This is a genomic window from Pseudomonas sp. CFBP 5748 (assembly GCF_053850495.1).
The window spans coordinates 408,516-429,494 of record NZ_JBSPTN010000005.1; the positions used below are offsets into that span (position 1 = coordinate 408,516).

Below are 20,979 nucleotides of genomic sequence, written 5' to 3' on the forward strand. Positions count from 1 at the left end.
TTTTCGCACCTTGAATGTGAACAGAAGGCAGGCACCTCATGAGTGAAGACCAGCACGGCATCGCCACGGACCCGCGGGACTGGCCCAAGACACTGTTCTACGTGGCCTTGCTGTTTTCCGTGTTTCAAATTGTCACCGCCGCGTTTTCCCCGGTCTCCAGCATCGTGCTGCGGGCGGTGCATGTCGGCTTCCTGCTGTGGGTGGTGTTCCTCAGCTACCCGGCCTATGGCAAGCAACGTCCCTGGCAACCCCTGGCCTGGGTCCTGAGCCTGGCGGGCGTGGCGACGGCCGTCTATCAATGGGTGTTCGAGGCCGACCTGATCCAACGTTCTGGCGACCTGACCACCGCCGACATGGTGATAGGCGTTGTGCTGATTGTGCTGGTGTTCGAAGCGGCACGGCGGGTGATGGGCATCGCGCTGCCGATCATTTGCGCCCTGTTCCTGGCGTATGGCCTGTTTGGCGAATATCTGCCGGGGGATTTAGCCCATCGCGGCTATGGCGTCGATCAAATCATCAACCAACTGTCGTTCGGTACCGAGGGTTTGTACGGCACGCCGACCTATGTGTCGGCCACTTATATCTTCCTGTTCATCCTGTTCGGCGCGTTCCTGGAAAAGGCCGGCATGATCAAGCTGTTCACCGATTTCGCCATGGGCCTGTTCGGCCACAAACTGGGCGGGCCGGCGAAAGTAGCCGTGGTCTCATCGGCGCTGATGGGCACCATCACCGGCTCGGGCATCGCCAACGTGGTCACCACCGGGCAATTCACCATCCCGCTGATGAAACGCTTCGGCTACAGGGCCGCGTTTGCCGGTGGCGTGGAAGCGACGTCCAGCATGGGCAGCCAGATCATGCCACCGGTGATGGGCGCGGTGGCCTTCATCATGGCCGAAACCATCAATGTACCGTTCGTGGAAATTGCCAAGGCGGCGTTGATACCGGCGTGCCTGTACTTCGGTTCGGTGTTCTGGATGGTTCACCTGGAAGCCAAACGTTCCGACCTCAAGGGCCTGCCCAAGGACCAGTGCCCCAGCGCCTGGGGCGCGGTCAAGGAAAGCTGGTACCTGCTGATCCCGCTTGGGGTGTTGGTCTACCTGCTGTTTTCCGGACGCACACCGCTGTTTTCCGGCATGGTGGGCCTGGCGTTGACGGCCATCGTGATTCTCGGCTCGGCGATTATTCTCAAGGTCTCGAACTACGCCTTGCGCTGTGCTTTCTGGGTCGCGCTGGGCTTGCTTTGCGTCGGTTTTTTCCGGTTGGGCATCGGTGTCGTTTTTGCGGTGATCGGCGTGCTGGTGGTGGTCTGCTGGTTCATGAAAGGCACACGCGAAACCCTCATCATCTGCCTGCACGCCCTGGTGGACGGTGCGCGTCACGCCGTTCCCGTGGGGATCGCCTGTACGCTGGTGGGCAGCATCATCGCAGTGGTCTCGCTGACCGGCGTAGCCTCCACCTTTGCCGGTTACATCCTGGCAATCGGCAGGGACAACCTGCTGCTGTCGCTGATCCTCACCATGCTCACCTGCCTGGTGTTGGGCATGGGCATCCCGACCATTCCCAACTACATCATCACCAGCTCGATTGCCGCGCCCGCCTTGCTGGAACTCGGCGTGCCATTAATCGTGTCGCACATGTTCGTGTTTTATTTCGGCATCCTCGCCGACCTGACGCCACCGGTGGCGCTGGCCTGTTTCGCCGCTGCGCCCATCGCAAGGGAGAGTGGCCTGAAGATCAGCTTCTGGGCGGTGCGCATCGCCCTCGCCGGCTTTGTCATTCCATTCATGACCGTCTATAACCCGGCATTGATGCTGCAGGGCGACAACTTGTGGATGACAGCGTACATGCTGATCAAGACGTTGCTGGCCGTCGGCCTCTGGGGCATGGCATCCACCGGCTATCTGCAACAGAAAATGCCGCTCTGGGAACGCCTGATGTGTTTTGCCGCCGGCGCCTTGTTGGTGGTGGCCCTGCCGCTGACCGATGAGATTGGCTTCGTGCTGGGCGCACTGCTGATCTTCCAGCACGTGTGGCGCGCGCGGCGCAGCGGGCGGGCCTTGGCGTGATCGGTTTGTGCCTGGGCCTGTCCGGTGTGGTCTGGGCCCAGCTTCCAATTGCCGATTTCACGCTGGCGTGGAACCACACCATCGAGAAGGTCCGCTGGGAAGAAGACTACCGCGTCACCCAACAGGGCCTGGTCCTGGGTGAGGCCAGGGTCAAAGGCAACGGCGCTGGCATGGAGATTCCCGAAGACGCCCGGCTGGAAAACGGCAGTTGGCACTATCGGCGCCAACTGCCGCCCCTGCAACCACTGAAACTGGCACGCACGCCGCAGGCCGGCGACTATCAATTGTGCTTCGATGGCAGTTGCCGGTCGATGAGCCAATGGTTGGGGCCACCTGCGGCGGGTCAACCCACCGTGGAACTGTGGAGTTGCGAATAACCCGCCAAGCGCAGAACCGACAATGAAAAGCAGTATCTGCGGATCAGTCGTTCATTCAGGCAAACGTCGCCCCTCGGGTATTCACAAACAGCGAATACAACGAGTGGCTGCCGGCCATGAATAACCGATTACCTTCCCGGCCGCCAAAGCACACATTGGGGCAGCGCTCCGGCAGGGAGATGTGCCCAATGGCCTTGCCTTCGGGGTTGAATACCCGCACGCCGTCGAGTTTTTCCAGGTCGGCCTTGGGGTCGCCGTTGCCGCCCCAACCGCACCAGAGGTTGCCGCTCTCATCACACTTGAGCCCGTCGATGGCGGCGTAATCCAAGCCTTCGATGTGCTTGCGCCGCTCACCCAGCGTGCCATCGTCCTTGACACTGATCGCCCAGATCAAGCGATTGGGCTTGGCTCGGCCTTCGACCACGTAGAGGATTTTCTCGTCTGGAGAAAAACACAGGCCATTGGGCCCCGCCAGGTCGTCGATCACCCGGCTGAGTTTGCCGGTTTCGCCGTCGATGCGGTACACCGCGTGGGGTTGGGCCGGCGTGACTTTGTGCCCTTCGTAATTGTTGCCGGTCTGGAACGGTGGGTCGGTGAACCAGACCGAACCGTCGCGTTTGCACACGATGTCGTTGGGAGAGTTAAGCGGCTTGCCTTCGAAACTGTCCGCCAGCACGGTGATAGTGCCGTTGTGCTCGGTGCGGGTGATGCGCCGGCCTTCGCTCGAGGTGGTGGAACCTTCGCACACCAGCAACCGCCCCTGGCGATCGCGGCACATGCCGTTGGAGAAGTTGGAGTTCTCCCGATAAACCGACAGGCCACCAGTGATTTCATCCCAGCGCACGATGCGGTTGTTGGGAATGTCGCTGACCAGCAGGTAACGACCGTCGCCGACCCACACCGGCCCTTCCGCCCAGCGCAGGCCAGTGGCGAGTTTTTCCACACTGGCGTTGAAGATGCGCAAGTCCATGAAACTGGGGTCAAGGATATTGATCAGCGGGTCAGGGTAACGCTGGCTCAAGGGCTCGGCCTGGGCCAGCCCTGGCAGGTTGCCAAGGGTGGCGGCGGCGGCCGAGACCACCAGGGATTTTTTCAGGAATATCCGGCGGCCCTGATCGGCGGCGGTTGCAGATTGCGAAGCATCCATCGTGCGTCTCCGTTAATTATTATTGGACGGGACGACAGTTTTACACCGTGATAAGACATCGTACAAGCAAGCTGGATGTACGCCTGAACACCCCATCAGTGGGGGTGTAACGGGATACGAACGGTGAACGTAGTGCCCGCCCGCGCCTTCGAGTGAACTTCGATGGTGCCCTTATGGGCCGAGACAATCGCCGAGGCGATATACAGGCCAAGCCCCAGCCCGGCCGTAGAACCGTACTGTACTTCACCGCTGCGCAAATGCCGGATCATCGGGTTGAAGATGCTGGCGATCGCGTCGCTTTCGATAGGCTTGCCCTGGTTGTTGATCGCGATCACCGCCATATCGTCTTCAGCGCTCAACGAAACAACAATCGGCGTGCCCTCGGTGCCATGCTGGACGGCATTCCCGATCAGGTTGGAGAACACCTGCTCCATGCGAGCCTGGTCAAACAGCCCTTCCAGGGGACCGGTTGTTTCAAAGAGGATTCTGTTTTCCGGATGATAGGCCCGCGCCTCCTCCACCATGCCTTCGCAAGCCGCCACCAGGTCACCGTTGAAACGCTGCACCGGAATGCCCGAGCCCAGTTGGGTACGGGTGAAATCCAGCAGGTCGCCGACAATTTTGTTGGCTCGCTTGACGCTGGTGTAGATGCGCGACGAAATCTTGGTGGCTTTGGCGGGCAGGTCTCCGGCTCGCAGCAGCACCTCGGAACTCAGCAGAATCGCGCCCAAGGGGCTGCGCAGGTCATGCCCCAGGATCCCGAGAAAGATGTTGCGCGATGCATCGACCGCGCCCGAGTAACTGACCACCGATTCCGCCAAGGCCTGGTCCACCGCCTCGTTGAATCGAATCAGATCGGCCATGACCTGCTTTTGATCCAGCTGGGTGTGGGGCATCCAGAGCATCAGCACACTGGTGCGCAGCGCCCGGTACTCCGAGACCATCTGCTCCACGGTAAAACCTGAAGACTGACGAATGACCGCATGGGTTTCGGCGGCGGTTTCGGCATCCGCCGTCGGGGCATCGCCGTGGGACTTGGCAATCTGCTCCTTGCGCGTCTGCTTGGTGCGCAGATCTGCGGCGATGGTGCGCAGCATCTGCTCGGCATGGTCGCGCAGGGCAACGGAGTCCATGCCAATGGACGCGGGGGTGATGGTTTTGGCGAAATCTTCCCACGCCTGAAGGATTGGCTCGATATTGTCGAGAATGAAATCAGCCAGACGCATGGAGTGCTCCGCATATGGGGCGATGCTGCAAACGACACAACGGTCAGGTTGTTGTACAGCAAAGCGCAGGACAATGTGCGCGGTCTTGCGCAGAGTCGCCGCGCCGAGGTAACAGATCGTGCCGCTTCTGGCCTTGTCTCTTACAACCCTATAGGGTAAAAATTCCATCGAAGTTGTACGACAACCCACAACTAAAAACAGCCGACCCGAAATGCTTTGCTCGGGCGGCCCTCCTTTGAGACACCCTGCCATGACTCGCCCCAGCGCTGCACCTGACACCCCCACGCCCTTCCCCCGCCACCTCGCGGTGCTCATTCTGCTGTGCATGGGGTGTGCTTTTGCTGGCAACCATGTCGCCGCGCGGGCGGCGTTCGATGACGGTGCCGGTGTGTTGCTGGCGATCCTGCTGCGTTCGGGCGGGACCCTGCTGGTGTTGGCCGCCATGGTGTTGTGGCAGCGCCAGAGCCTGCGTTTGCCGCCGGGGGCGTGGCGTTGGCAACTGACCCTGGGGCTGTTGATCGGCGCCCAAAGCCTGTGCCTGTACTCCGCCGTGGCGCGGGTGCCGGTAGCGTTGGCGCTGTTGGTGGGCAACGTCTTTCCGATTTTGCTGGCGTTGCTGACCTGGGCGCTGGGCGGGCCACGACCGACCGCACGCACCGCCGCGTTGATGGGGATGATTCTGGTGGGGCTGGTGTTCGTGTTGGAGGTGCCGGCCCGATTAGCGTCTGAACAGAGCGTCGGCCCACAATGGCTGCTCGGGGTTGGCCTGGCTTTCTGCGCCGCCTGCGTGTTCGCTGGCGCGCTGTGGATCACCGACCACAAGTTGTCCCAGGTGCGAGGTTCGGTGCGCAGCCTGCTGACCATTTTCATCGTCTTCAGCAGCGTCAACCTTGCCGGCCTGACCGGCGCCCTCCCCGGCGGCTTCGACCTGCCGGCCAGCAGCACCGGCTGGTTGGCCCTGGCGACCCTGGTGGTGCTCTACGGCACCGGGTTTATCGTGCTGTTCATTTCCGTGCCTCGCCTGGACATGCCCCGCAACGCCCCGGTGATGAACATCGAACCGCTGGCAACGTTGCTGATCGGCTGGCTGGTGCTGGACCAGATGCTCAACCCGGGCCAGGTACTTGGCGGGGTAATCGTGGTCACCGGCATTGTGCTGCTGACTTATCGCAAGGTTGAGCGGGTCAAGGTCCCCGTGGCCGAGGCAGCTGGACGCACCTGACCCCTCTGTTGACTGCCCTCGCCACAGTGTCCCAGTCCAAAACAGAGCCTGCGTAGGCCTGCGGATAAGTCTTCACCCTCCTGAAACTTGTTTTCAAACCCGCAGTCCTACCCCAGCCGTGAAAACCTCGCCAATCGACAGCGACAGGTTTTCCGGTTGATCGGCGCCAAGCCTGGCGCTAAAGCAACTCCCTCTCTCGAGCCGTTCGCCCCATGCGCCACACTGTTCGCTCTTGCCGTTTCGCTTCGCTTTGCCTCCTCACCCTACTGCCTTTATTTACCAATCCCGCCCATGCCCGAGGCGAAGGGCAACTGGTGCAAGCGATCAACGACTACCGCAGCCAATCCCACCGTTGTGACTGGCGGACATTGCGCCCTTCGCAGCCATTAGTGCTGCGTTCGAGCCTGGCCTTGCCGATTGGCTTTCGCGCAGGGTTGCGGGAAACCTTGAAGGACGCAGGCTACCAGGCCCAGACAGTGCGCAGCATCCGCCTGACTGACGCGCGGGACGCCGAAGAAGCTTTTGAGATGCTGGCGGACGAGCACTGCGCGGCGCTGCTGGACAACCAGTACGCCGACATCGGCGTCAACCGGGTCGGTGATGAATGGCGAGTGGTACTGGCCCAGCCCATGGGCGGTAGCCGGGTGGGCAACGTTGCTTCCGCGGACAAGACGCTGCTGGCCCAGGTCAACGCCGCGCGAGCCAGATCCAGGATGTGTGGTCGCCAACGTTTCGCCGCCGCCCGGCCGTTGAGCTGGAACGCCGCCCTCGGCACAGCCGCCCAGGGGCACAGCCGGGCGATGGCCCGCGGCAACTATTTCGCCCACCAGGACCCTGACGGCCGCTCCGTGGCCGACCGAGCCAAAGGCGCGGGTTTCCGTGGGCGCAAGCTCGGCGAAAACATCGCCGCCGGACAAGGCTCGCCAAGCAAGGCCATGCAAGACTGGTTGGCCAGCCCCGGACATTGCGCCAACCTGATGAACCCGATGTTCACCCAGGTAGGCGCGGCGTACGCCACCGACTCGCGCAGCGATGCAGGGGTTTATTGGACCATGGTGTTTGGGGCGCCTTGAGGGTGAGGAAGCCATTGCCCTCGCCACAGGGTGCGGTGTCACCCCATCAAGGGGTTCAGGTCAGAGACGAATCTCCTGCGCCGGCACCACATCGATCCGCGACACCGCACTGCTCAAGCGCCCCAGCCTGTTGTTGTGGTTGGCGATGATCTGTTCGGCCGCCATGCTACCGTTGGCCACTGTAGAGTGGGCGTCGGCAGCCAGGACCACCTCGTACCCCAGGGCATGGGCCTGGCGCACGGTGGCGTTGATGCAATAGTCGGTCTGTAGCCCGCAGATCACCAGGCGGTCGATGCCTCGGGCTTGCAGCAGCGAGAGCAGATCGGTCTGGTAGAAAGCGTCGGGCGTGGTCTTGCGCACCCGCAGGTCATCGGCAGCGGTCAACAGGCCATCGGCCAATTGCCAGGCGACAGAACCATACGTCAGCGAGCCTTCCAGCTCTTCGTGCTGGATCAAGATCACCGACAAACCAACAGCCCGGGCCCTGGCGCTGAGGGCGTTGATGGTCCGGATGAGGCGCTGGCTCTCAAAACATTCTTCTTCACCGCTGCACAGTGCGTTCTGGATATCGATGATCAGCAATGCAGTGTTCATGACTTTCCTCTTCGAAACGGTGCGCGATCCCAACCGCGATTGCATTAGGCAGTATGGCCCGGTTTGCGTAATGCGCCTGTTTCCCCGTCGACCGGGTGACGCCACGACAGCCTTTGGGATAGGCTCGTCCAGTTCATCACTCACCGCATAAGGACAGCGCCGATGACGCTACGAATCGAACGCACGGACACCCCTACCGACGAAGAACGCCAAGCCATCCTCGCGCCGCTACGCGCCTATAACACGGCCAAGACCGGCGGGACAGTGCCGGAACTGGTCGCCTGGCTGGTACGGGACGAACACAGCAACGAAATCGTTGGTGGGCTGTACGGACGGGTGTTTTTCCGCTGGTTCTATATCGAGCTGCTGGTCGTGCCGGAACAGGCTCGCGGCCAAGGCACGGGCTCGACCTTGATGCAGATGGCCGAAGACCTGGCCAGGGAGAAAAACTGCGTGGGCATCTGGCTCGACACCTTCGACTTCCAGGCCCCAGCGTTCTACAAAAAACACGGTTTCACGGAAATCGGCCAGATCGACGACTACCCGCCAGGGCACCAGCACTTCTTCCTCCAGAAGCGCCTGAACCCTGCTGACTGAAACACAAATCCTGTGGGAGCAAGCCCGCTCCCACATTGATCCGGGACTCCGTGCGAGTTATTTACAGACAAGTCGCCAACGCCGCCAACCGGCGCTTGGCCACGAAGTCATCCTGCTTGGCGTAGTAATTCAACACCGTGCCCGAGGCCCCGGTTTCCAAATCGACGAACGACTCAGCCGAGCGAGTGTAAACAGTCGAACCACCCTTCTTGCCCGGTTGCAGGTAAGCGCCAGCATCGACACCAAACACCGCTTCGTCCTGCCAGGAAAACTGTATGCACTGGGCCACGAGCTGCTCGGGTTTGTCCGAGCTCAGGGTCTTATAAGGGGTTTGAGTCCGGGCCTGGTTCATCGCCGAACCCGCGCAGCCGGCCAGCAAGGTTGCGGCCAGGGCCACCGTCAACATTCGCATTGCGTTCACTCATCGAGAAAAAAACGGACTGTAGCACTGCGGCCCCCGCCTTCGTGCTGCTTTACTGAAATTTACACGGGACATCGGCCAACGATTCGCGCAACCTGTCGCGCCATTCCCACCAGCCATCGCGGAACACTCCATGACCCCCAACGCCGAGTTCTACAAACCCACCGCCGAATACGCCGACAAACTGATCAGCCAGATCGGCCAGACACCTTCCTGGATCGCCAAGCGAATCGGCGTCACCGACAAGCGGATTCGCTACATCCTCGACGGTGAACGTACCGTCAAGGGCGAAACCACGCCGATCCAGATGACCTACACCGAACAATTCGCCCTCGAATGCCTGGCGGCTGCGGCCAAGGCCAGCAAGAAGCAGTCCTCAACCCCCAAGGAGTGACCATGGCGGCAACCGAACAGCAACACGAACGGGCCCTGGAAAAATTTCTCGATGAGCGCCCCGAGCTGCGCGTCGAGTTGGACCACCTCAACCCGCTGCTGGCCCAGGCCAAGGGCGAGACCGCCGCGCAGTACCGCGCTGAGCGGTTGCATGAAGCATTCGAAGCCGAGGCCGAGCGCCTGGGCCTGTTCGCCTGGGAACTGACCCTGCAACTGACCGCGGCTTCGCCCCAGGACTACCAGGCCCAACGCCTGGAGGTGCACAGGGAAGTGGCGGAGATGGCGGGGATGGAGTGGGCGGAGTATTGCGAGCTGCATGGCCTCAAGCAGTAGCCTGATCGCACGCCCATCTGTGGGAGCAAAGCTTGCTCGCGATACAGGCGCCTCGGCTTTCCGGAGACCGTGTGGCCCTCATCGCGGGCAAGGTGCTCCCACACAGGCCTCGCTGCACCAGCCTTGCTCCCGCACAGGCATACACAATCGCCCCCCCGCCCATAAAGCATTATCATGGCCGCAGTTTTGCTGATCGGGTCTGTCATGAAGTTCGCCATCGCGCTGTTTTCCGCCGCCCATGCGCCCTCCTCGCGCCGCGCCTTGCTGTTTGCCCAGGCTGCGCTCGCGGGTGGGCATGAAATCGTGCGGCTGTTTTTCTATCAGGACGGCGTTTATAACGCCGCCGGCAGTGTCGTCACGCCCCAGGATGAGCAGGACCTGCCCAAACAGTGGCGCGCGTTCGTCAGCGACAACCAGCTCGACGGCGTGGTGTGCATCGCAGCGGCATTGCGCCGTGGCGTGTTGAACGACGAAGAAGCCCAGCGCTACCAGCGTTCGGCGGTCAGTGTCGAAGCGCCCTGGGCCTTGTCCGGCCTGGGTCAGTTGCATGATGGAATCCAGGACGCCGACCGTCTGATCTGTTTTGGAGGCGCGTGAATGGCCAAATCTTTGTTGCTCATCAGCCGCCAGGCCCCATGGTCCGGCCCCGGCGCCCGGGAGGCGCTGGACATCGTGCTGGCCGGCGGCGCGTTCGACCTGCCCATCGGCCTGCTGTTTCTCGATGACGGCGTGTTCCAGCTCGCCGCCGGCCAGAACGCCAAGGCCGTCCAGCAAAAAGACCTGAGCGCGAACTTGCAGGCGCTGCCCATGTTCGGCATCGAAGCGCTTTTTGTCTGTGCCCAGAGCGCCGCTGAACGCGGCATCGCCGCCGATGCGTTGGCATTGGACGACCTGACAGTGCTGGCCGCGCCGGACATCACTGCGCTTATTGACCGTTACGACCAGGTGATCACCCTCTGATGTCGACTTTGCATGTGTTGTCTCATTCACCTTTCGGCGATAACCGCCTCGCCAGTTGCCTGCGAATCCTGGGGAGTCAAGATGCGCTGCTGCTGTGCGGCGACGCGACGTACGCGTTGCAACCGGGCACCGCGCCGTTTGAAAAACTGCAGGTCGGCGGCCGGAAATTGTTCGTGCTCGCCGAAGATGTCCAGGCTCGGGCCTTGCCGGTTCCAGACTGGGCCGAAGCCATCGACTACCCGGCCTTTGTCGAGCTGTCGATCCAGCATGACAAGGTCAACACCTGGCTATGAAGGCGCTGACCGTCGGCGAGCGCGCCATCGCACTGGACAAGGACGGCTACCTGGCCGACCTTGACGACTGGTCGGCCGATGTGGCGATTGCCCTGGCGGCCGCCGAAGACATCGAGCTGAGCCCCGAACATTGGGAGATCCTTGAGCTGCTGCGCGGTTTCTACAACGAATTCCAGCTCTCCCCCGCGACCCGGCCGCTGATCAAGTACACCGCGCTGAAACTGGGCGCGGACAAGGGTAACAGCCTGCACCTGAACCGATTGTTCAAAGGCACCCCCGCCAAACTCGCCGCCAAGCTGGCGGGCCTGCCCAAACCGACGAATTGCTTATGACCGACTTCCCATCGCTGACCCTAGAGACCCCGGCCGAACACCCGTTCGCCCAGTTCGTGCGCATCCTTGGCAAAGGCAAGCGCGGCGCCCGCAACCTGACCCGCGAAGAAGCCCGCGAAGCCATGGGCCTGGTCCTCGACGATAAAGTCGAGGACACCCAGCTCGGTGCTTTCCTGATGCTGCTGCGGCACAAGGAAGAAAGCGCCGAGGAAATGGCCGGCTTTACCGAAGCCCTGCGTGAACGCCTGGTGGTCCCCGCGTTGGCGGTGGACCTCGACTGGCCAACCTATGCCGGCAAGAAGCGTCATTTGCCGTGGTACTTGTTGGCGGCCAAGTGCCTTGGGCAGAACGGTGTGCGGATCTTCATGCACGGCGGCGGCGCGCACACGGCGGGCCGGCTCTACACCGAGCAATTGCTGGATTTGCTGCACATCCCGCTGTGCCGCGACTGGCAGCAAGTCGGCAATGCGCTGGACAACGGCGGGCTGGCCTTCATGCCGCTGGTGGACTGGGCGCCGCAAATGCAGCGGATGATCGACCTGCGTAACACCCTGGGCCTGCGTTCGCCGATTCACTCCCTGGCACGGATCCTCAACCCGCTGGGCGCCCGTTGCGGGCTGCAAAGCATCTTCCACCCGGGCTACCAGGCAGTGCATCGCGATGCCAGCGGCTTGCTGGGCGACACCACCATCGTGATCAAGGGCGACGGCGGCGAGATCGAGATCAACCCGGATGCCGACAGTCACCTGTATGGCACCACCGGCGGCGCCAGCTGGGACGAAGAATGGCCGCGACTGTCCGAGCAGCGCCACGTCAAACCGGAAAGCCTCGACCCCGAGTACCTGAAAGCCATCTGGCGCGGCGACGTGCAAGACAGCTACCCGCAACTGGCGTTGATCGCGACCATGGCGTTGGCCCTGCGCGGCCTGGGCCTGGCTCGCGAAGAGGCGTTCGACAAGGCCCGGCAGTATTGGGATGCCCGGAACCGTTCGATTTAACCGATCATTAACGCCTAACCTTTGCGCTTTTTGTTCGAACCTATCGGAATAGACTCGCCTCCAACGTGTATTGGCCGAGGAGATCAAGATGGGTTTGTTAGTCGAGGGCCGCTGGCAGGATCAGTGGTATGAAAGCAAGGACGGCACGTTCCAACGCGAACAGGCACAACGCCGTCACTGGATCACCACCGACGGCAGTGCCGGCCCCACTGGCGAGAGCGGGTTTGCCGCCGAGGCCGGGCGCTACCATTTGTATGTGTCCCTGGCCTGCCCCTGGGCCCATCGCACACTGATCTTTCGCAAGCTCAAAGGCCTGGGAGACCTGATCGACGTCTCGGTGGTCAGCTACCTGATGCTGGAAAACGGCTGGACCTTCGACAAGACCCACGGCTCCACTGGCGACAAACTGGACGACCTGAGCTTCCTCCATCAGCGCTACACCGCTGACACCACCGATTACACCGGCCGCGTCACCGTGCCGGTGCTGTGGGACAAACAGCAACAGCGCATCGTGAATAACGAATCAGCGGAAATCATCCGCATGTTCAACAGCGCCTTCGATGGCCTGACCGGCAATGGATTGGATCTGTATCCCGAGCCTTTGCGCAGGGATATCGACGCCTTGAACGAGCGTATCTATCCGGCGGTGAACAATGGCGTGTATCGCGCAGGGTTCGCCACCACCCAGGCCGCCTATGAAGAAGCGTTCGACGGACTTTTTGCCGAACTGGATTGGCTGGAGGCCCTGCTGGAAGCCCGCCGCTACCTGGTCGGCGAATACCTGACCGAGGCCGACATCCGCCTGTTCACCACGATCATCCGCTTCGACGCCGTGTATTTCGGTCACTTCAAATGCAACCTGCGGCGCATCGCCGATTACCCGAACCTGTCGAACTGGCTGCGGGAGCTGTATCAGTGGCCGGGCATTGCCGAGACCGTGGATTTCCCCCACATCCAGGGCCATTACTACGGCAGCCACAAAACCATCAACCCCAATGGGATCGTGCCCAAGGGACCGAAGCAGGATTTCAGGGTTGGCCATGATCGGGAAAGGTTGAGTGGGGAAGGGATTTGGCTTGGGACCCGGGATTGATCCGGGATCTTTGTTGCGGTTGAGGGCCTCTTCGCGAGCAAGCCCGCTCCCACATTGGATCGGGGTAAGCCTTAATTCTTCGGCTGAACGCGATCAAATGTGGGAGCGGGCTTGCTCGCGAAGGGCGCGACTCGGTGTTTAGACCTGCCCCTGAGCCCCTTCAAACCAAGCCAGTTTCTCGCGCAATTGCACCACTTCCCCAACAATCACCAACGTCGGCGCATGAACTTCATGCTCGGCCACCAGCCGTGGCAAGTCCGCCAGGGTGCCGGTGAAGACCCGCTGGTTGGACGTCGTGCCCTGCTGGATCAACGCCGCAGGCGTATCCGCTGCGCGACCGTGCTTGATCAGCTCGTCGCAGATGACCGGCAATCCCACCAACCCCATGTAGAACACCAGGGTCTGGGCTGGCGAGACCAGGTCCGCCCACGGCAAATCACTGGTGCCGTCCTTGAGATGGCCGGTGATGAACCGCACCGACTGGGCGTAGTCGCGATGGGTCAGCGGAATCCCGGCGTAGGCTGCGCAACCACTGGCCGCGGTGATGCCCGGAACGACCTGGAACGGGATGCCGTGAGCCGCCAGTTCTTCGATTTCCTCTCCGCCGCGACCAAAGATGAACGGATCCCCGCCCTTCAACCGCACCACACGCTTGCCTTGCCGGGCCAGGTCCACCAATTGCTGGTTGATCTGCTCCTGGGGCACGGCGTGTTCGGAGCGGCGCTTGCCGACGTAGATGCGCTCGGCGTCGCGCCGGCACAGCTCGAGGATCGCCGGAGCCACCAGGCGGTCGTAAAGCACCACATCCGCTTGCTGCATCAGGCGCAGGGCACGGAAGGTCAGCAGGTCCGGATCACCCGGCCCGGCGCCCACCAGATAAACTTCGCCCGGCGCGTTCGGCGCCTGGCCGGCGATTTTTTCGCGCAGCAGGCGCTCGGCCTCGGCGCCCTGCCCGGCCAGTTGGCGATCAGCGATGGGGCCCTGGAACACCTCTTCCCAGAACGCCCGGCGTTGCTGCACGTCCGGGAACAATCCTTTGACCTGGCTGCGAAAACGCGCCGCCAGCCCAGCCAGTTGCCCATAGGTCGACGGAATCCAGGTCTCCAGCTTGGCCCGGATCAGCCGCGCCAGCACCGGCGCGTCGCCGCCGCTGGACACCGCGATGACCAGGGGCGAGCGGTCGACAATCGCCGGGAAGATCACGCTGCACAGGGCCGGCGCGTCCACCACGTTGACCGGCACGCAACGCTTATGGGCGTCGGCCGAGACCTGGGCATTAAGTGGCTCATCATCGGTGGCGGCAATGATCAGGCCGCAGCCGTCCAGGTCCGTTTCGAGATAACCGCGCAGGACACATTCACCACCGCTGCCACTGACCAGTTCCCGCAATTGCGGTTCAATTTCGGGTGCGACGACCCGCAGCAGCGCGCCGGCATCGGCCAGCAGGCGAGACTTGCGCAAGGCAATCTCGCCACCGCCGACCACCAGCACGCGGCTGCCGCGCAGGTTGTGGAACAGTGGCAAATAGTCCATTTAGCCGATGACCTCGATGCCGCCCATGTACGGTTTCAGCACTTCAGGCACACGGATCGAGCCGTCGGCCTGCTGGTAGTTTTCCAGCACCGCCACCAGGGTACGACCCACCGCCAGGCCGGAACCATTGAGGGTGTGAACCAGTTCCGGCTTACCGGTATCCGGGTTGCGGAAGCGCGCCTGCATGCGACGGGCCTGGAAATCGCCACAGTTGGAGCACGAGGAAATCTCGCGGTACTTGTCCTGGCTCGGGATCCAGACTTCCAGGTCGTAGGTCTTGACCGCGCTGAAGCCCATGTCACCGGTGCACAACGCAAGGGTGCGATACGGCAGTTCCAGCAGTTGCAGGACCTTTTCAGCGTTGCTGGTCAAGCTTTCCAGCGCTTCCATGGACTTCGAAGGCTCGACGATCTGCACCATCTCGACTTTGTCGAACTGGTGCTGGCGGATCATGCCACGTGTGTCACGACCCGATGCCCCGGCTTCACTGCGGAAGCACGGCGTGTGGGCGACAAACTTGATCGGCAGTTGCTTGGCGTCGACGATCTCGCCGGCCACGATGTTGGTCAACGACACTTCGGCAGTCGGGATCAGGTACAGGTCAGCCTCGCCTTCGCGGCTGATCTTGAACAGGTCTTCCTCGAACTTCGGCAACTGGCCGGTGCCCTGCAGCGCCGGCGCCTGGACCAGGTACGGGGTGTAGGCTTCTTCGTAGCCGTGTTCGGTGACGTGCAGGTTGATCATGAATTGCGCCAGGGCGCGATGCAGACGGGCAATCGGTCCGCGCAACAGGGCGAAACGCGCGCCCGACAGCTTGGCGGCGGTTTCGAAGTCCAGCCAGCCGAATTTCTCGCCCAGGGCTACGTGGTCCTGCACCGGGAAATCGAAGGCTGTTGGCGTGCCCCAGCGGCGCACTTCGACGTTGCCCTCCTCGTCTTCACCGACCGGCACCGATTCGTGGGGCAGGTTCGGGATCCCCAGCAGGATTGAATCCAGCTCGGTCTGGATCGCGTCCAGCTCGACCTTGCCGGCACTCAATTCGCCCGCCATGCGCTCGACATCAGCCATCAGCGGCGCGATGTCTTCGCCGCGCTGCTTGGCCTGACCGATAGACTTGGAGCGCGCGTTACGTTCAGCCTGCAGGGCTTCGGTGCGGGTCTGGACGGTCTTGCGCTGTTCTTCCAGCGCTTCGATGCGCGCAACGTCCAGGGCAAAGCCACGGGATGCCAGGCGGTCCGCTACGTCCTGAAGGTTGCTACGTAACAGTTTGGAATCGAGCATGTCGGTCTCTCGTTATCAAAGTTTGGTCAGGGACAGGCCGGCCCATGTGGCGAGCAGCCCGCCGAATACACTGATGGCCGCGTAGCCCAGGGCCAGCGGCACCTGCCCGCTTTCCAGCAGGCGCACCGTATCCAGTGAAAAGGATGAAAAAGTCGTCAGGCCGCCGAGAAAGCCAACCATCAGCCCCGCACGCACCTCAATGGGCACCTCGGGGCGTATCAAAAACAGACCGTATAAAACGCCGATCAGCAGACAGCCCACGATATTAACGGCCAGCGTCGCGGTATAGAAGTGCCGGGGCCAATTTGCATTGACCCAGTTGCCGGTGGCGAAGCGCAACAACGTGCCGGCAACACCGCCGGCAGAGACTGCAAGAATCAAAGGGATCAAGGTTTTCTCCGCTGCCGTGGGCTCAGGCGATCCAGTTGCGCCAAGTGGTTGAGTTTCTCTCCGATCTTCAGCTCCAGGCCACGAGGCACCGGCTGATAGAACCGCTGGGGTTCGAGTTCATCAGGAAAATAATCTTCGCCGGCGGCATAGGCGTCCGGCTCGTCATGGGCATAGCGGTATTCTTCGCCATAACCCAGCTGCTTCATGAGTTTGGTCGGTGCGTTGCGCAGGTGCAGCGGTACCTCGAGGGAACCGTGCTCGGTGGCGCTGCGCATTGCTGCCTTGAAGCCCATGTACACCGCATTGCTTTTCGGCGCGCAGGCCAGATAGGTGATGGCCTGGGCCACGGCGAGTTCGCCTTCCGGGCTGCCGAGACGCTCTTGTACATCCCAGGCCGCCAGGCACAGGCCCAGGGCTCGCGGGTCAGCGTTGCCGATGTCTTCGCTGGCCATGCGCACCACGCGCCGCGCCAGATACAACGGATCGCAACCGCCGTCGATCATTCGCGCAAACCAGTACAAGGCTGCGTCAGGGTTGGAGCCGCGGATGGATTTATGCAGCGCCGAAATCTGGTCGTAGAACGCCTCGCCACCCTTGTCGAAGCGCCGACGGGTATCGCCCAGCAGGCTTTGCAGCAGCTCGACGTCGATCTCGCTGTTGTCTTCGGCCAGGTCCGAGGCGTTCTCCAGCAGGTTGAGCAAGCGCCGGCCATCGCCATCGGCGGCTGAAAACAGGATCTGAAACCCTTCATCGCTGAGGCTCAGCTGGCGCTTGCCCAGGCCACGCTCTTCAGTCAGCGCCCGGTGCACCAGCTTGCGCATCGCCGCCTCGTCGAGGCTCTTGAGCACATAGACCCGCGCCCGCGACAACAAAGCGTTGTTGAGCTCGAACGAAGGGTTTTCGGTGGTCGCGCCGATGAAGATCAGCGTGCCGTCTTCGACGTAGGGCAGGAAGGCATCCTGTTGGGACTTGTTGAAGCGGTGCACTTCGTCGACGAACAGGATCGTGCGCTTGCCGTACTGGCCGGCCTGCTGCTTGGCCACTTCCACCGCTTGGCGGATTTCCTTGACCCCGGCCAGCACCGCCGAAACCGTTTCGAAATGCGCGTCCGAGACTTCCGCCAACAACCGCGCCAGGGTGGTCTTGCCCACGCCTGGCGGCCCCCAGAAGATCATCGAGTGCAAGGCGCCCTGCTCCAGCGCTTCGCGCAGAGGCTTGCCACGAGCGAGCACATGCTCCTGGCCGACGTACTCATCCAGGTTGGTCGCGCGCAGGCGGGCGGCCAGTGGCTGGGCAATCGGGGCGCTTCGAAACAGGTCCATCACTACTTATGCAACCTCCACTGGGTCCTGGTGCCGATCCTCTCTGCCGGAGCAGATCTGTGGGAGCAAGGCTTGCCCGCGATACAGACACCTCGGTGCATCTGGTAGACCGAGGCGAGGCAATCGCGGGCAAGCCTTGCTCCCACAGGCCATTTCCCACAGGGGCTTTGTGTTTATTCCTGGATCACGTCCGCACCCTTGGGGATGTCGAACTTGAACTTGGACGCGGCGATCGGCTCGTTGGCCTTGACCCCGGTGAACAGGATATTGGTGCGCTGGCCGACGCTGTCGATCAATTGCATGTCATTGACCAGGCCGTTGCGGAACGACAGGCGCAGGCTGTCGAACAGGCTGTCCTTGGTCTTGGGCTTGAGGGTGAAGTCAATGACGCCACCGGCCTCCTTGGCACTGATATCGAAACTCTGGCTGATCTTGGAAATGTCGCCGGAGAGCAACAACGCCGGGGTCTGGGTCAGGCGCTGGTCGAGGGTCTTGATGGTGACCTGCTCCAGGTCCGGGTCCCACAGGGAGACTTTCTTGCCATCGGAGACCATCAGTTGCTCGGCCGGTGCATCGGTGTGCCAGTAGAACAGGCCCGGACGCTGCAAAGCCATGTCGCCAGCGGTTTCCTGCAACTGGGTGCCGCTGCCGTCGAGGGTCAGCTGGGAAAAGCGCGCGGTCAGGGTCTGGGAACGCTCCAGTAACTGGGTCAGGCGGGCCACGTCCTTTTCATCGGCGTGGGCCGACAAGGTGGTCAGGGCCAGTACGGGCAACAGCAACATGCGAATCAGGCGCATGGGAGTCCTCATGAAGTCGTGGGGGGCGAGCGGCCTGTCGCCAGGCCGCTCAAGTCGTTAGTCGCGCATAGGGCCCGGCGCCAGTACTTCGCGCGAACCGTTGGTGTTCATCGCCGTCACCACGCCGGCCATTTCCATGGCTTCGATCATGCGTGCGGCACGGTTGTAGCCGATCTTCAGCTTGCGCTGAACGGCAGAAATCGAGGCCCGGCGGCTTTCCAGGACGAACTGCACCGCTTCATCGTAGAGCGCATCGGTTTCAGCATCGTCGTCACCGCCGCCGCTGCTGCCCTCGAAGCCGCTGCCGGCTTCCTCGACACCGTTGAGGATGTCGTCGTTGTATTCAGGGGCGCCACGCAGTTTCCAGGCCTCCACCACGCGGTGCACTTCGTCGTCGGAGACAAACGCACCGTGGACACGGATCGGCAGGCTGGTGCCCGGCGGCATGTAGAGCATGTCACCGTGACCGAGCAACTGCTCGGCGCCGCCCTGGTCGATGATGGTCCGCGAGTCGATCTTGCTCGACACCTGAAACGCCATGCGGGTCGGAATGTTGGCCTTGATCAGACCGGTGATCACGTCCACCGACGGCCGCTGGGTCGCAAGAATCAAGTGGATACCTGCGGCACGGGCCTTCTGGGCGATACGAGCGATCAGTTCTTCGACCTTCTTGCCGACGATCATCATCATGTCGGCGAATTCGTCCACCACCACCACGATGGTCGGCAGCTTGTGCAACAGCGGCGCTTCGTCGTGGATGTTTTCGCGGTGATACAGCGGATCGGTCAGCGGCGTACCGGCTTCCTCGGCTTCCTTGACCTTGGCGTTGAAGCCCGACAGGTTACGCACGCCCATCTTCGCCATCAGCTTGTAGCGACGCTCCATCTCGGCGACGCTCCAGCGCAAGGCGTTGGCGGCGTCCTTCATGTCGGTGACCACCGGGCAGAGCAAGTGCGGAATGCCTTCGTAGATCGACAGTTCGAGCATTTTCGGGTCGATCATGATCAGCTTGGCGTCTTCCGGGCCGGACTTGAACAGAATCGACAGGATCATCGCGTTCACACCCACCGACTTACCGGAACCGGTGGTACCGGCCACCAGCAGGTGAGGCATTTTCGCCAGGTCAGTGATGACCGGCTTGCCGCCGATGTCGTGGCCCAGGGCCAGGGTGACCGGCGATTTGTGATTGTCATACTCAGGTGTCGACAGCACCTCGGAGAAGCGCACGATCTGCCGGTCTTCGTTGGGAATCTCGATACCCACGGTGGTCTTGCCGGGAATCACTTCCACCACCCGTACGCTGGTCACGGCGAGGGAACGCGCCAGGTCCTTGGCCAGGTTGGAGATGCGGCTGACCTTCACACCGGCGGCTGGCTGGATTTCGTAACGGGTGATGACCGGGCCCGGGTGAATCGAATCCACCGAAACCTCGACGCCGAACTCCTTGAGCTTGATCTCCAGCAAGTGGCCGACGGCCGCCAGGGATTCGGGGGAATAGTTGAGCTGTTTCTTTTCGGCCGGGTCCAGGATCGAGATCGGCGGCAAGGTGCCTTCCACCGCGCTGTCGACGAACAGCGGCGCCTGCTTCTCTTTCTGTACGCGCTTGCTCTGCTCCGGCGGCTTGGCCGGGGCCATGGTGATGACCGGCGGCACCTGTTTCTCGCGCTCGGACATGTGTTTGCTCAACGCCTGCTCACGCTCGATCAGCCGTTCCTTGACCTTGGCCTGCTCGCGCTTGTCCGGCGTCGTCGGGGCCACCACCTCATGGACCCGGTCGTCGACTTCACGCAACTGCGCCACCAGTTGCTTGCGTTCGGTACGCGCCGCCCACCAGCGGTTCATCGCGCCCTGGATCAGCTCGATCAGGTCGAGGGTGATCTTGCCGGTGACATCCATGACCTTGAACCACGACAGGTCGGTGAACACCGTCAGGCCGAACAGGAACAGGGCGATGAACAACAGCGTGCTGCCCTGGATGTTCAGGGCATTCCTGGCCAGGTCGCCGAGGCTTTCACCCAGCGCGCCGCCCGCCCCGGCCGGCAAGCCAGTGGGTGCATGAAAATGGATATGGGCCAGTGCGGCCCCCGACAGCACCAGGAACACCAGGCCGATCAGGCGCCAGGAGAACAGCCAGCCGCTCCACTGCCACGGCTCGTGGCGCTGGCGGAAGATCTGATAGGCCTTGATCGCCAGCAACAGCGGAAAGATGTAGGCGAAATAACCCAGCACCATGAACAGGATATCGGCGCTGTAGGAGCCGGCCGGACCGCCGAAATTCTGCACGTCGTCGATCTTGCTGTTATGGCTCCAGCCCGGATCGTCCTTGCCGTAGGTCAGCAAGGCCATCATCAGGAACAGGCACAAGGCACCGATGGCGATCAATGCACCTTCCTTGAGCCGGTAGTGCAACTGCTGGCGCCAGAGCGGAACGACTGTTTTGGGTGCTGCGGTGGATTTCTTCAAAACGCTTCTTTTCCTGCGCCAAGGGCGCGTCCATCTGTTGAATGACTATAAAAAACTGCCCATGACGA

23 protein-coding genes are annotated in these 20,979 nt (G+C 62.1%); 13 read left to right on the top strand and 10 right to left on the bottom strand.

Translation table 11 applies throughout. From position 1 onward, the window contains the following. The first annotated feature begins 38 nt into the window (after positions 1-38). Both ACWNZ1_RS14415 and ACWNZ1_RS14420 read left to right on the top strand, forming a co-directional pair. Positions 39-2,066, top strand: coding sequence for a TRAP transporter permease (locus ACWNZ1_RS14415; protein WP_135846054.1), 2,028 nt, complete (start codon positions 39-41; stop codon positions 2,064-2,066). Then, the gene (locus ACWNZ1_RS14420; RefSeq protein ID WP_256453393.1) at positions 2,063-2,443 is read left to right on the top strand and encodes a DUF1850 domain-containing protein; all 381 of its coding nucleotides are present in this window, start codon (positions 2,063-2,065) and stop codon (positions 2,441-2,443) included. Before ACWNZ1_RS14415 ends, ACWNZ1_RS14420 begins: the two co-directional genes overlap by 4 nt. 55 nt (positions 2,444-2,498) lie before the next feature. Here the strand turns inward: ACWNZ1_RS14420 and ACWNZ1_RS14425 are convergent, their stop codons facing one another. Continuing rightward, complete coding sequence (locus ACWNZ1_RS14425; protein WP_135846056.1) at positions 2,499-3,590, bottom strand: SMP-30/gluconolactonase/LRE family protein; 1,092 nt, start codon at positions 3,588-3,590, stop codon at positions 2,499-2,501. Positions 3,591-3,685: 95 nt separating this feature from the next. Next, positions 3,686-4,816: a sensor histidine kinase gene (locus ACWNZ1_RS14430; protein WP_135846057.1), complete on the bottom strand. Its 1,131-nt coding sequence runs from the start codon at positions 4,814-4,816 to the stop codon at positions 3,686-3,688. 250 nt (positions 4,817-5,066) lie between these two features. On the opposite strand from ACWNZ1_RS14430, the gene ACWNZ1_RS14435 reads away from it, so the two are divergent. Then, positions 5,067-6,038 (top strand): EamA family transporter, encoded by a 972-nt coding sequence (locus ACWNZ1_RS14435; protein WP_280944127.1) that lies wholly within the window; start codon positions 5,067-5,069, stop codon positions 6,036-6,038. 212 nt (positions 6,039-6,250) lie between these two features. After that, positions 6,251-7,111, top strand: a complete 861-nt coding sequence (locus ACWNZ1_RS14440) for a CAP domain-containing protein (RefSeq protein WP_256453394.1) — start codon at positions 6,251-6,253, stop codon at positions 7,109-7,111. Positions 7,112-7,171: 60 nt separating this feature from the next. Here ACWNZ1_RS14440 and ACWNZ1_RS14445 read toward each other — a convergent pair whose 3' ends face one another. Further along, positions 7,172-7,705 (bottom strand): cysteine hydrolase family protein, encoded by a 534-nt coding sequence (locus ACWNZ1_RS14445; RefSeq protein WP_135846060.1) that lies wholly within the window; start codon positions 7,703-7,705, stop codon positions 7,172-7,174. A gap of 162 nt (positions 7,706-7,867) precedes the next feature. On the opposite strand from ACWNZ1_RS14445, the gene ACWNZ1_RS14450 reads away from it, so the two are divergent. Continuing rightward, a complete protein-coding gene (locus tag ACWNZ1_RS14450) occupies positions 7,868-8,302 on the top strand; it encodes a GNAT family N-acetyltransferase (protein ID WP_135846061.1) in 435 nt (144 codons plus the stop codon). Positions 8,303-8,363: 61 nt separating this feature from the next. On the opposite strand, the gene ACWNZ1_RS14455 is transcribed toward ACWNZ1_RS14450, so the two are convergent. Continuing rightward, positions 8,364-8,714, bottom strand: coding sequence for a hypothetical protein (locus ACWNZ1_RS14455; RefSeq protein WP_135846062.1), 351 nt, complete (start codon positions 8,712-8,714; stop codon positions 8,364-8,366). Between the two features lie 142 nt (positions 8,715-8,856). Between ACWNZ1_RS14455 and ACWNZ1_RS14460 the strand changes: the two genes are divergently transcribed. The 8 genes from ACWNZ1_RS14460 to ACWNZ1_RS14495 all read left to right on the top strand — a co-directional run bounded on the left by ACWNZ1_RS14460 (position 8,857) and on the right by ACWNZ1_RS14495 (position 13,125). Further along, a complete protein-coding gene (locus ACWNZ1_RS14460; RefSeq protein WP_135846063.1) occupies positions 8,857-9,117 on the top strand; it encodes a hypothetical protein in 261 nt (86 codons plus the stop codon). A 2-nt stretch (positions 9,118-9,119) separates the two neighbouring features. After that, positions 9,120-9,449, top strand: a complete 330-nt coding sequence (locus ACWNZ1_RS14465; RefSeq protein ID WP_256453396.1) for a DUF6388 family protein — start codon at positions 9,120-9,122, stop codon at positions 9,447-9,449. 204 nt (positions 9,450-9,653) lie between these two features. Continuing rightward, entirely contained in the window at positions 9,654-10,046 is a 393-nt protein-coding gene (gene tusD, locus ACWNZ1_RS14470) for a sulfurtransferase complex subunit TusD (protein WP_135846065.1), read from the top strand. Then, on the top strand, positions 10,047-10,409 hold the full coding sequence (gene tusC, locus ACWNZ1_RS14475) for a sulfurtransferase complex subunit TusC (protein ID WP_135846066.1): 363 nt from the start codon (positions 10,047-10,049) through the stop codon (positions 10,407-10,409). Beyond that, on the top strand, positions 10,409-10,702 hold the full coding sequence (gene tusB, locus ACWNZ1_RS14480) for a sulfurtransferase complex subunit TusB (protein ID WP_265072187.1): 294 nt from the start codon (positions 10,409-10,411) through the stop codon (positions 10,700-10,702). The genes tusC and tusB overlap by 1 nt, the downstream gene beginning before the upstream one ends. Then, entirely contained in the window at positions 10,699-11,034 is a 336-nt protein-coding gene (locus ACWNZ1_RS14485) for a TusE/DsrC/DsvC family sulfur relay protein (RefSeq protein WP_256453397.1), read from the top strand. The genes tusB and ACWNZ1_RS14485 overlap by 4 nt, the downstream gene beginning before the upstream one ends. Beyond that, positions 11,031-12,032 (top strand): glycosyl transferase family protein, encoded by a 1,002-nt coding sequence (locus ACWNZ1_RS14490; RefSeq protein WP_135846069.1) that lies wholly within the window; start codon positions 11,031-11,033, stop codon positions 12,030-12,032. Before ACWNZ1_RS14485 ends, ACWNZ1_RS14490 begins: the two co-directional genes overlap by 4 nt. An 88-nt stretch (positions 12,033-12,120) precedes the next feature. Continuing rightward, entirely contained in the window at positions 12,121-13,125 is a 1,005-nt protein-coding gene (locus ACWNZ1_RS14495) for a glutathione S-transferase family protein (protein ID WP_280944128.1), read from the top strand. A gap of 138 nt (positions 13,126-13,263) precedes the next feature. Here ACWNZ1_RS14495 and cysG read toward each other — a convergent pair whose 3' ends face one another. The 6 genes from cysG to ACWNZ1_RS14525 form a co-directional block, all read right to left on the bottom strand. Beyond that, positions 13,264-14,658, bottom strand: coding sequence for a siroheme synthase CysG (gene cysG, locus ACWNZ1_RS14500; RefSeq protein WP_280944129.1), 1,395 nt, complete (start codon positions 14,656-14,658; stop codon positions 13,264-13,266). After that, a complete protein-coding gene (gene serS / locus ACWNZ1_RS14505) occupies positions 14,659-15,939 on the bottom strand; it encodes a serine--tRNA ligase (protein ID WP_280944130.1) in 1,281 nt (426 codons plus the stop codon). Positions 15,940-15,954: 15 nt separating this feature from the next. Next, positions 15,955-16,329 carry a fluoride efflux transporter CrcB gene (gene crcB, locus ACWNZ1_RS14510; RefSeq protein WP_014337695.1) on the bottom strand — a complete coding sequence of 125 codons (375 nt, stop codon included), beginning with the start codon at positions 16,327-16,329 and terminating at the stop codon, positions 15,955-15,957. Next, positions 16,326-17,651 (bottom strand): replication-associated recombination protein A, encoded by a 1,326-nt coding sequence (locus ACWNZ1_RS14515; protein WP_135846073.1) that lies wholly within the window; start codon positions 17,649-17,651, stop codon positions 16,326-16,328. The genes crcB and ACWNZ1_RS14515 overlap by 4 nt, the downstream gene beginning before the upstream one ends. A 173-nt stretch (positions 17,652-17,824) precedes the next feature. After that, a complete protein-coding gene (gene lolA / locus ACWNZ1_RS14520) occupies positions 17,825-18,448 on the bottom strand; it encodes an outer membrane lipoprotein chaperone LolA (RefSeq protein ID WP_123341670.1) in 624 nt (207 codons plus the stop codon). A gap of 57 nt (positions 18,449-18,505) precedes the next feature. After that, positions 18,506-20,911, bottom strand: coding sequence for a DNA translocase FtsK (locus tag ACWNZ1_RS14525; protein WP_256453401.1), 2,406 nt, complete (start codon positions 20,909-20,911; stop codon positions 18,506-18,508). Positions 20,912-20,979 lie beyond the last annotated feature (68 nt).

Coding starts and splice junctions, on each gene's coding strand:
- ACWNZ1_RS14490 (WP_135846069.1), top strand. CDS start 11,031: ATGACCGACTTCCCATCGCTGACCCTAGAGACCCCGGCCGAACACCCG.
- lolA (WP_123341670.1), bottom strand. CDS start 18,448: ATGCGCCTGATTCGCATGTTGCTGTTGCCCGTACTGGCCCTGACCACC.
- tusB (WP_265072187.1), top strand. CDS start 10,409: ATGTCGACTTTGCATGTGTTGTCTCATTCACCTTTCGGCGATAACCGC.
- ACWNZ1_RS14455 (WP_135846062.1), bottom strand. CDS start 8,714: ATGCGAATGTTGACGGTGGCCCTGGCCGCAACCTTGCTGGCCGGCTGC.
- ACWNZ1_RS14435 (WP_280944127.1), top strand. CDS start 5,067: ATGACTCGCCCCAGCGCTGCACCTGACACCCCCACGCCCTTCCCCCGC.
- ACWNZ1_RS14430 (WP_135846057.1), bottom strand. CDS start 4,816: ATGCGTCTGGCTGATTTCATTCTCGACAATATCGAGCCAATCCTTCAG.
- ACWNZ1_RS14440 (WP_256453394.1), top strand. CDS start 6,251: ATGCGCCACACTGTTCGCTCTTGCCGTTTCGCTTCGCTTTGCCTCCTC.
- ACWNZ1_RS14445 (WP_135846060.1), bottom strand. CDS start 7,705: ATGAACACTGCATTGCTGATCATCGATATCCAGAACGCACTGTGCAGC.
- tusC (WP_135846066.1), top strand. CDS start 10,047: ATGGCCAAATCTTTGTTGCTCATCAGCCGCCAGGCCCCATGGTCCGGC.
- ACWNZ1_RS14425 (WP_135846056.1), bottom strand. CDS start 3,590: ATGGATGCTTCGCAATCTGCAACCGCCGCCGATCAGGGCCGCCGGATA.
- ACWNZ1_RS14485 (WP_256453397.1), top strand. CDS start 10,699: ATGAAGGCGCTGACCGTCGGCGAGCGCGCCATCGCACTGGACAAGGAC.
- ACWNZ1_RS14495 (WP_280944128.1), top strand. CDS start 12,121: ATGGGTTTGTTAGTCGAGGGCCGCTGGCAGGATCAGTGGTATGAAAGC.
- ACWNZ1_RS14415 (WP_135846054.1), top strand. CDS start 39: ATGAGTGAAGACCAGCACGGCATCGCCACGGACCCGCGGGACTGGCCC.
- ACWNZ1_RS14460 (WP_135846063.1), top strand. CDS start 8,857: ATGACCCCCAACGCCGAGTTCTACAAACCCACCGCCGAATACGCCGAC.
- ACWNZ1_RS14465 (WP_256453396.1), top strand. CDS start 9,120: ATGGCGGCAACCGAACAGCAACACGAACGGGCCCTGGAAAAATTTCTC.
- serS (WP_280944130.1), bottom strand. CDS start 15,939: ATGCTCGATTCCAAACTGTTACGTAGCAACCTTCAGGACGTAGCGGAC.
- ACWNZ1_RS14515 (WP_135846073.1), bottom strand. CDS start 17,651: ATGGACCTGTTTCGAAGCGCCCCGATTGCCCAGCCACTGGCCGCCCGC.
- cysG (WP_280944129.1), bottom strand. CDS start 14,658: ATGGACTATTTGCCACTGTTCCACAACCTGCGCGGCAGCCGCGTGCTG.
- tusD (WP_135846065.1), top strand. CDS start 9,654: ATGAAGTTCGCCATCGCGCTGTTTTCCGCCGCCCATGCGCCCTCCTCG.
- ACWNZ1_RS14450 (WP_135846061.1), top strand. CDS start 7,868: ATGACGCTACGAATCGAACGCACGGACACCCCTACCGACGAAGAACGC.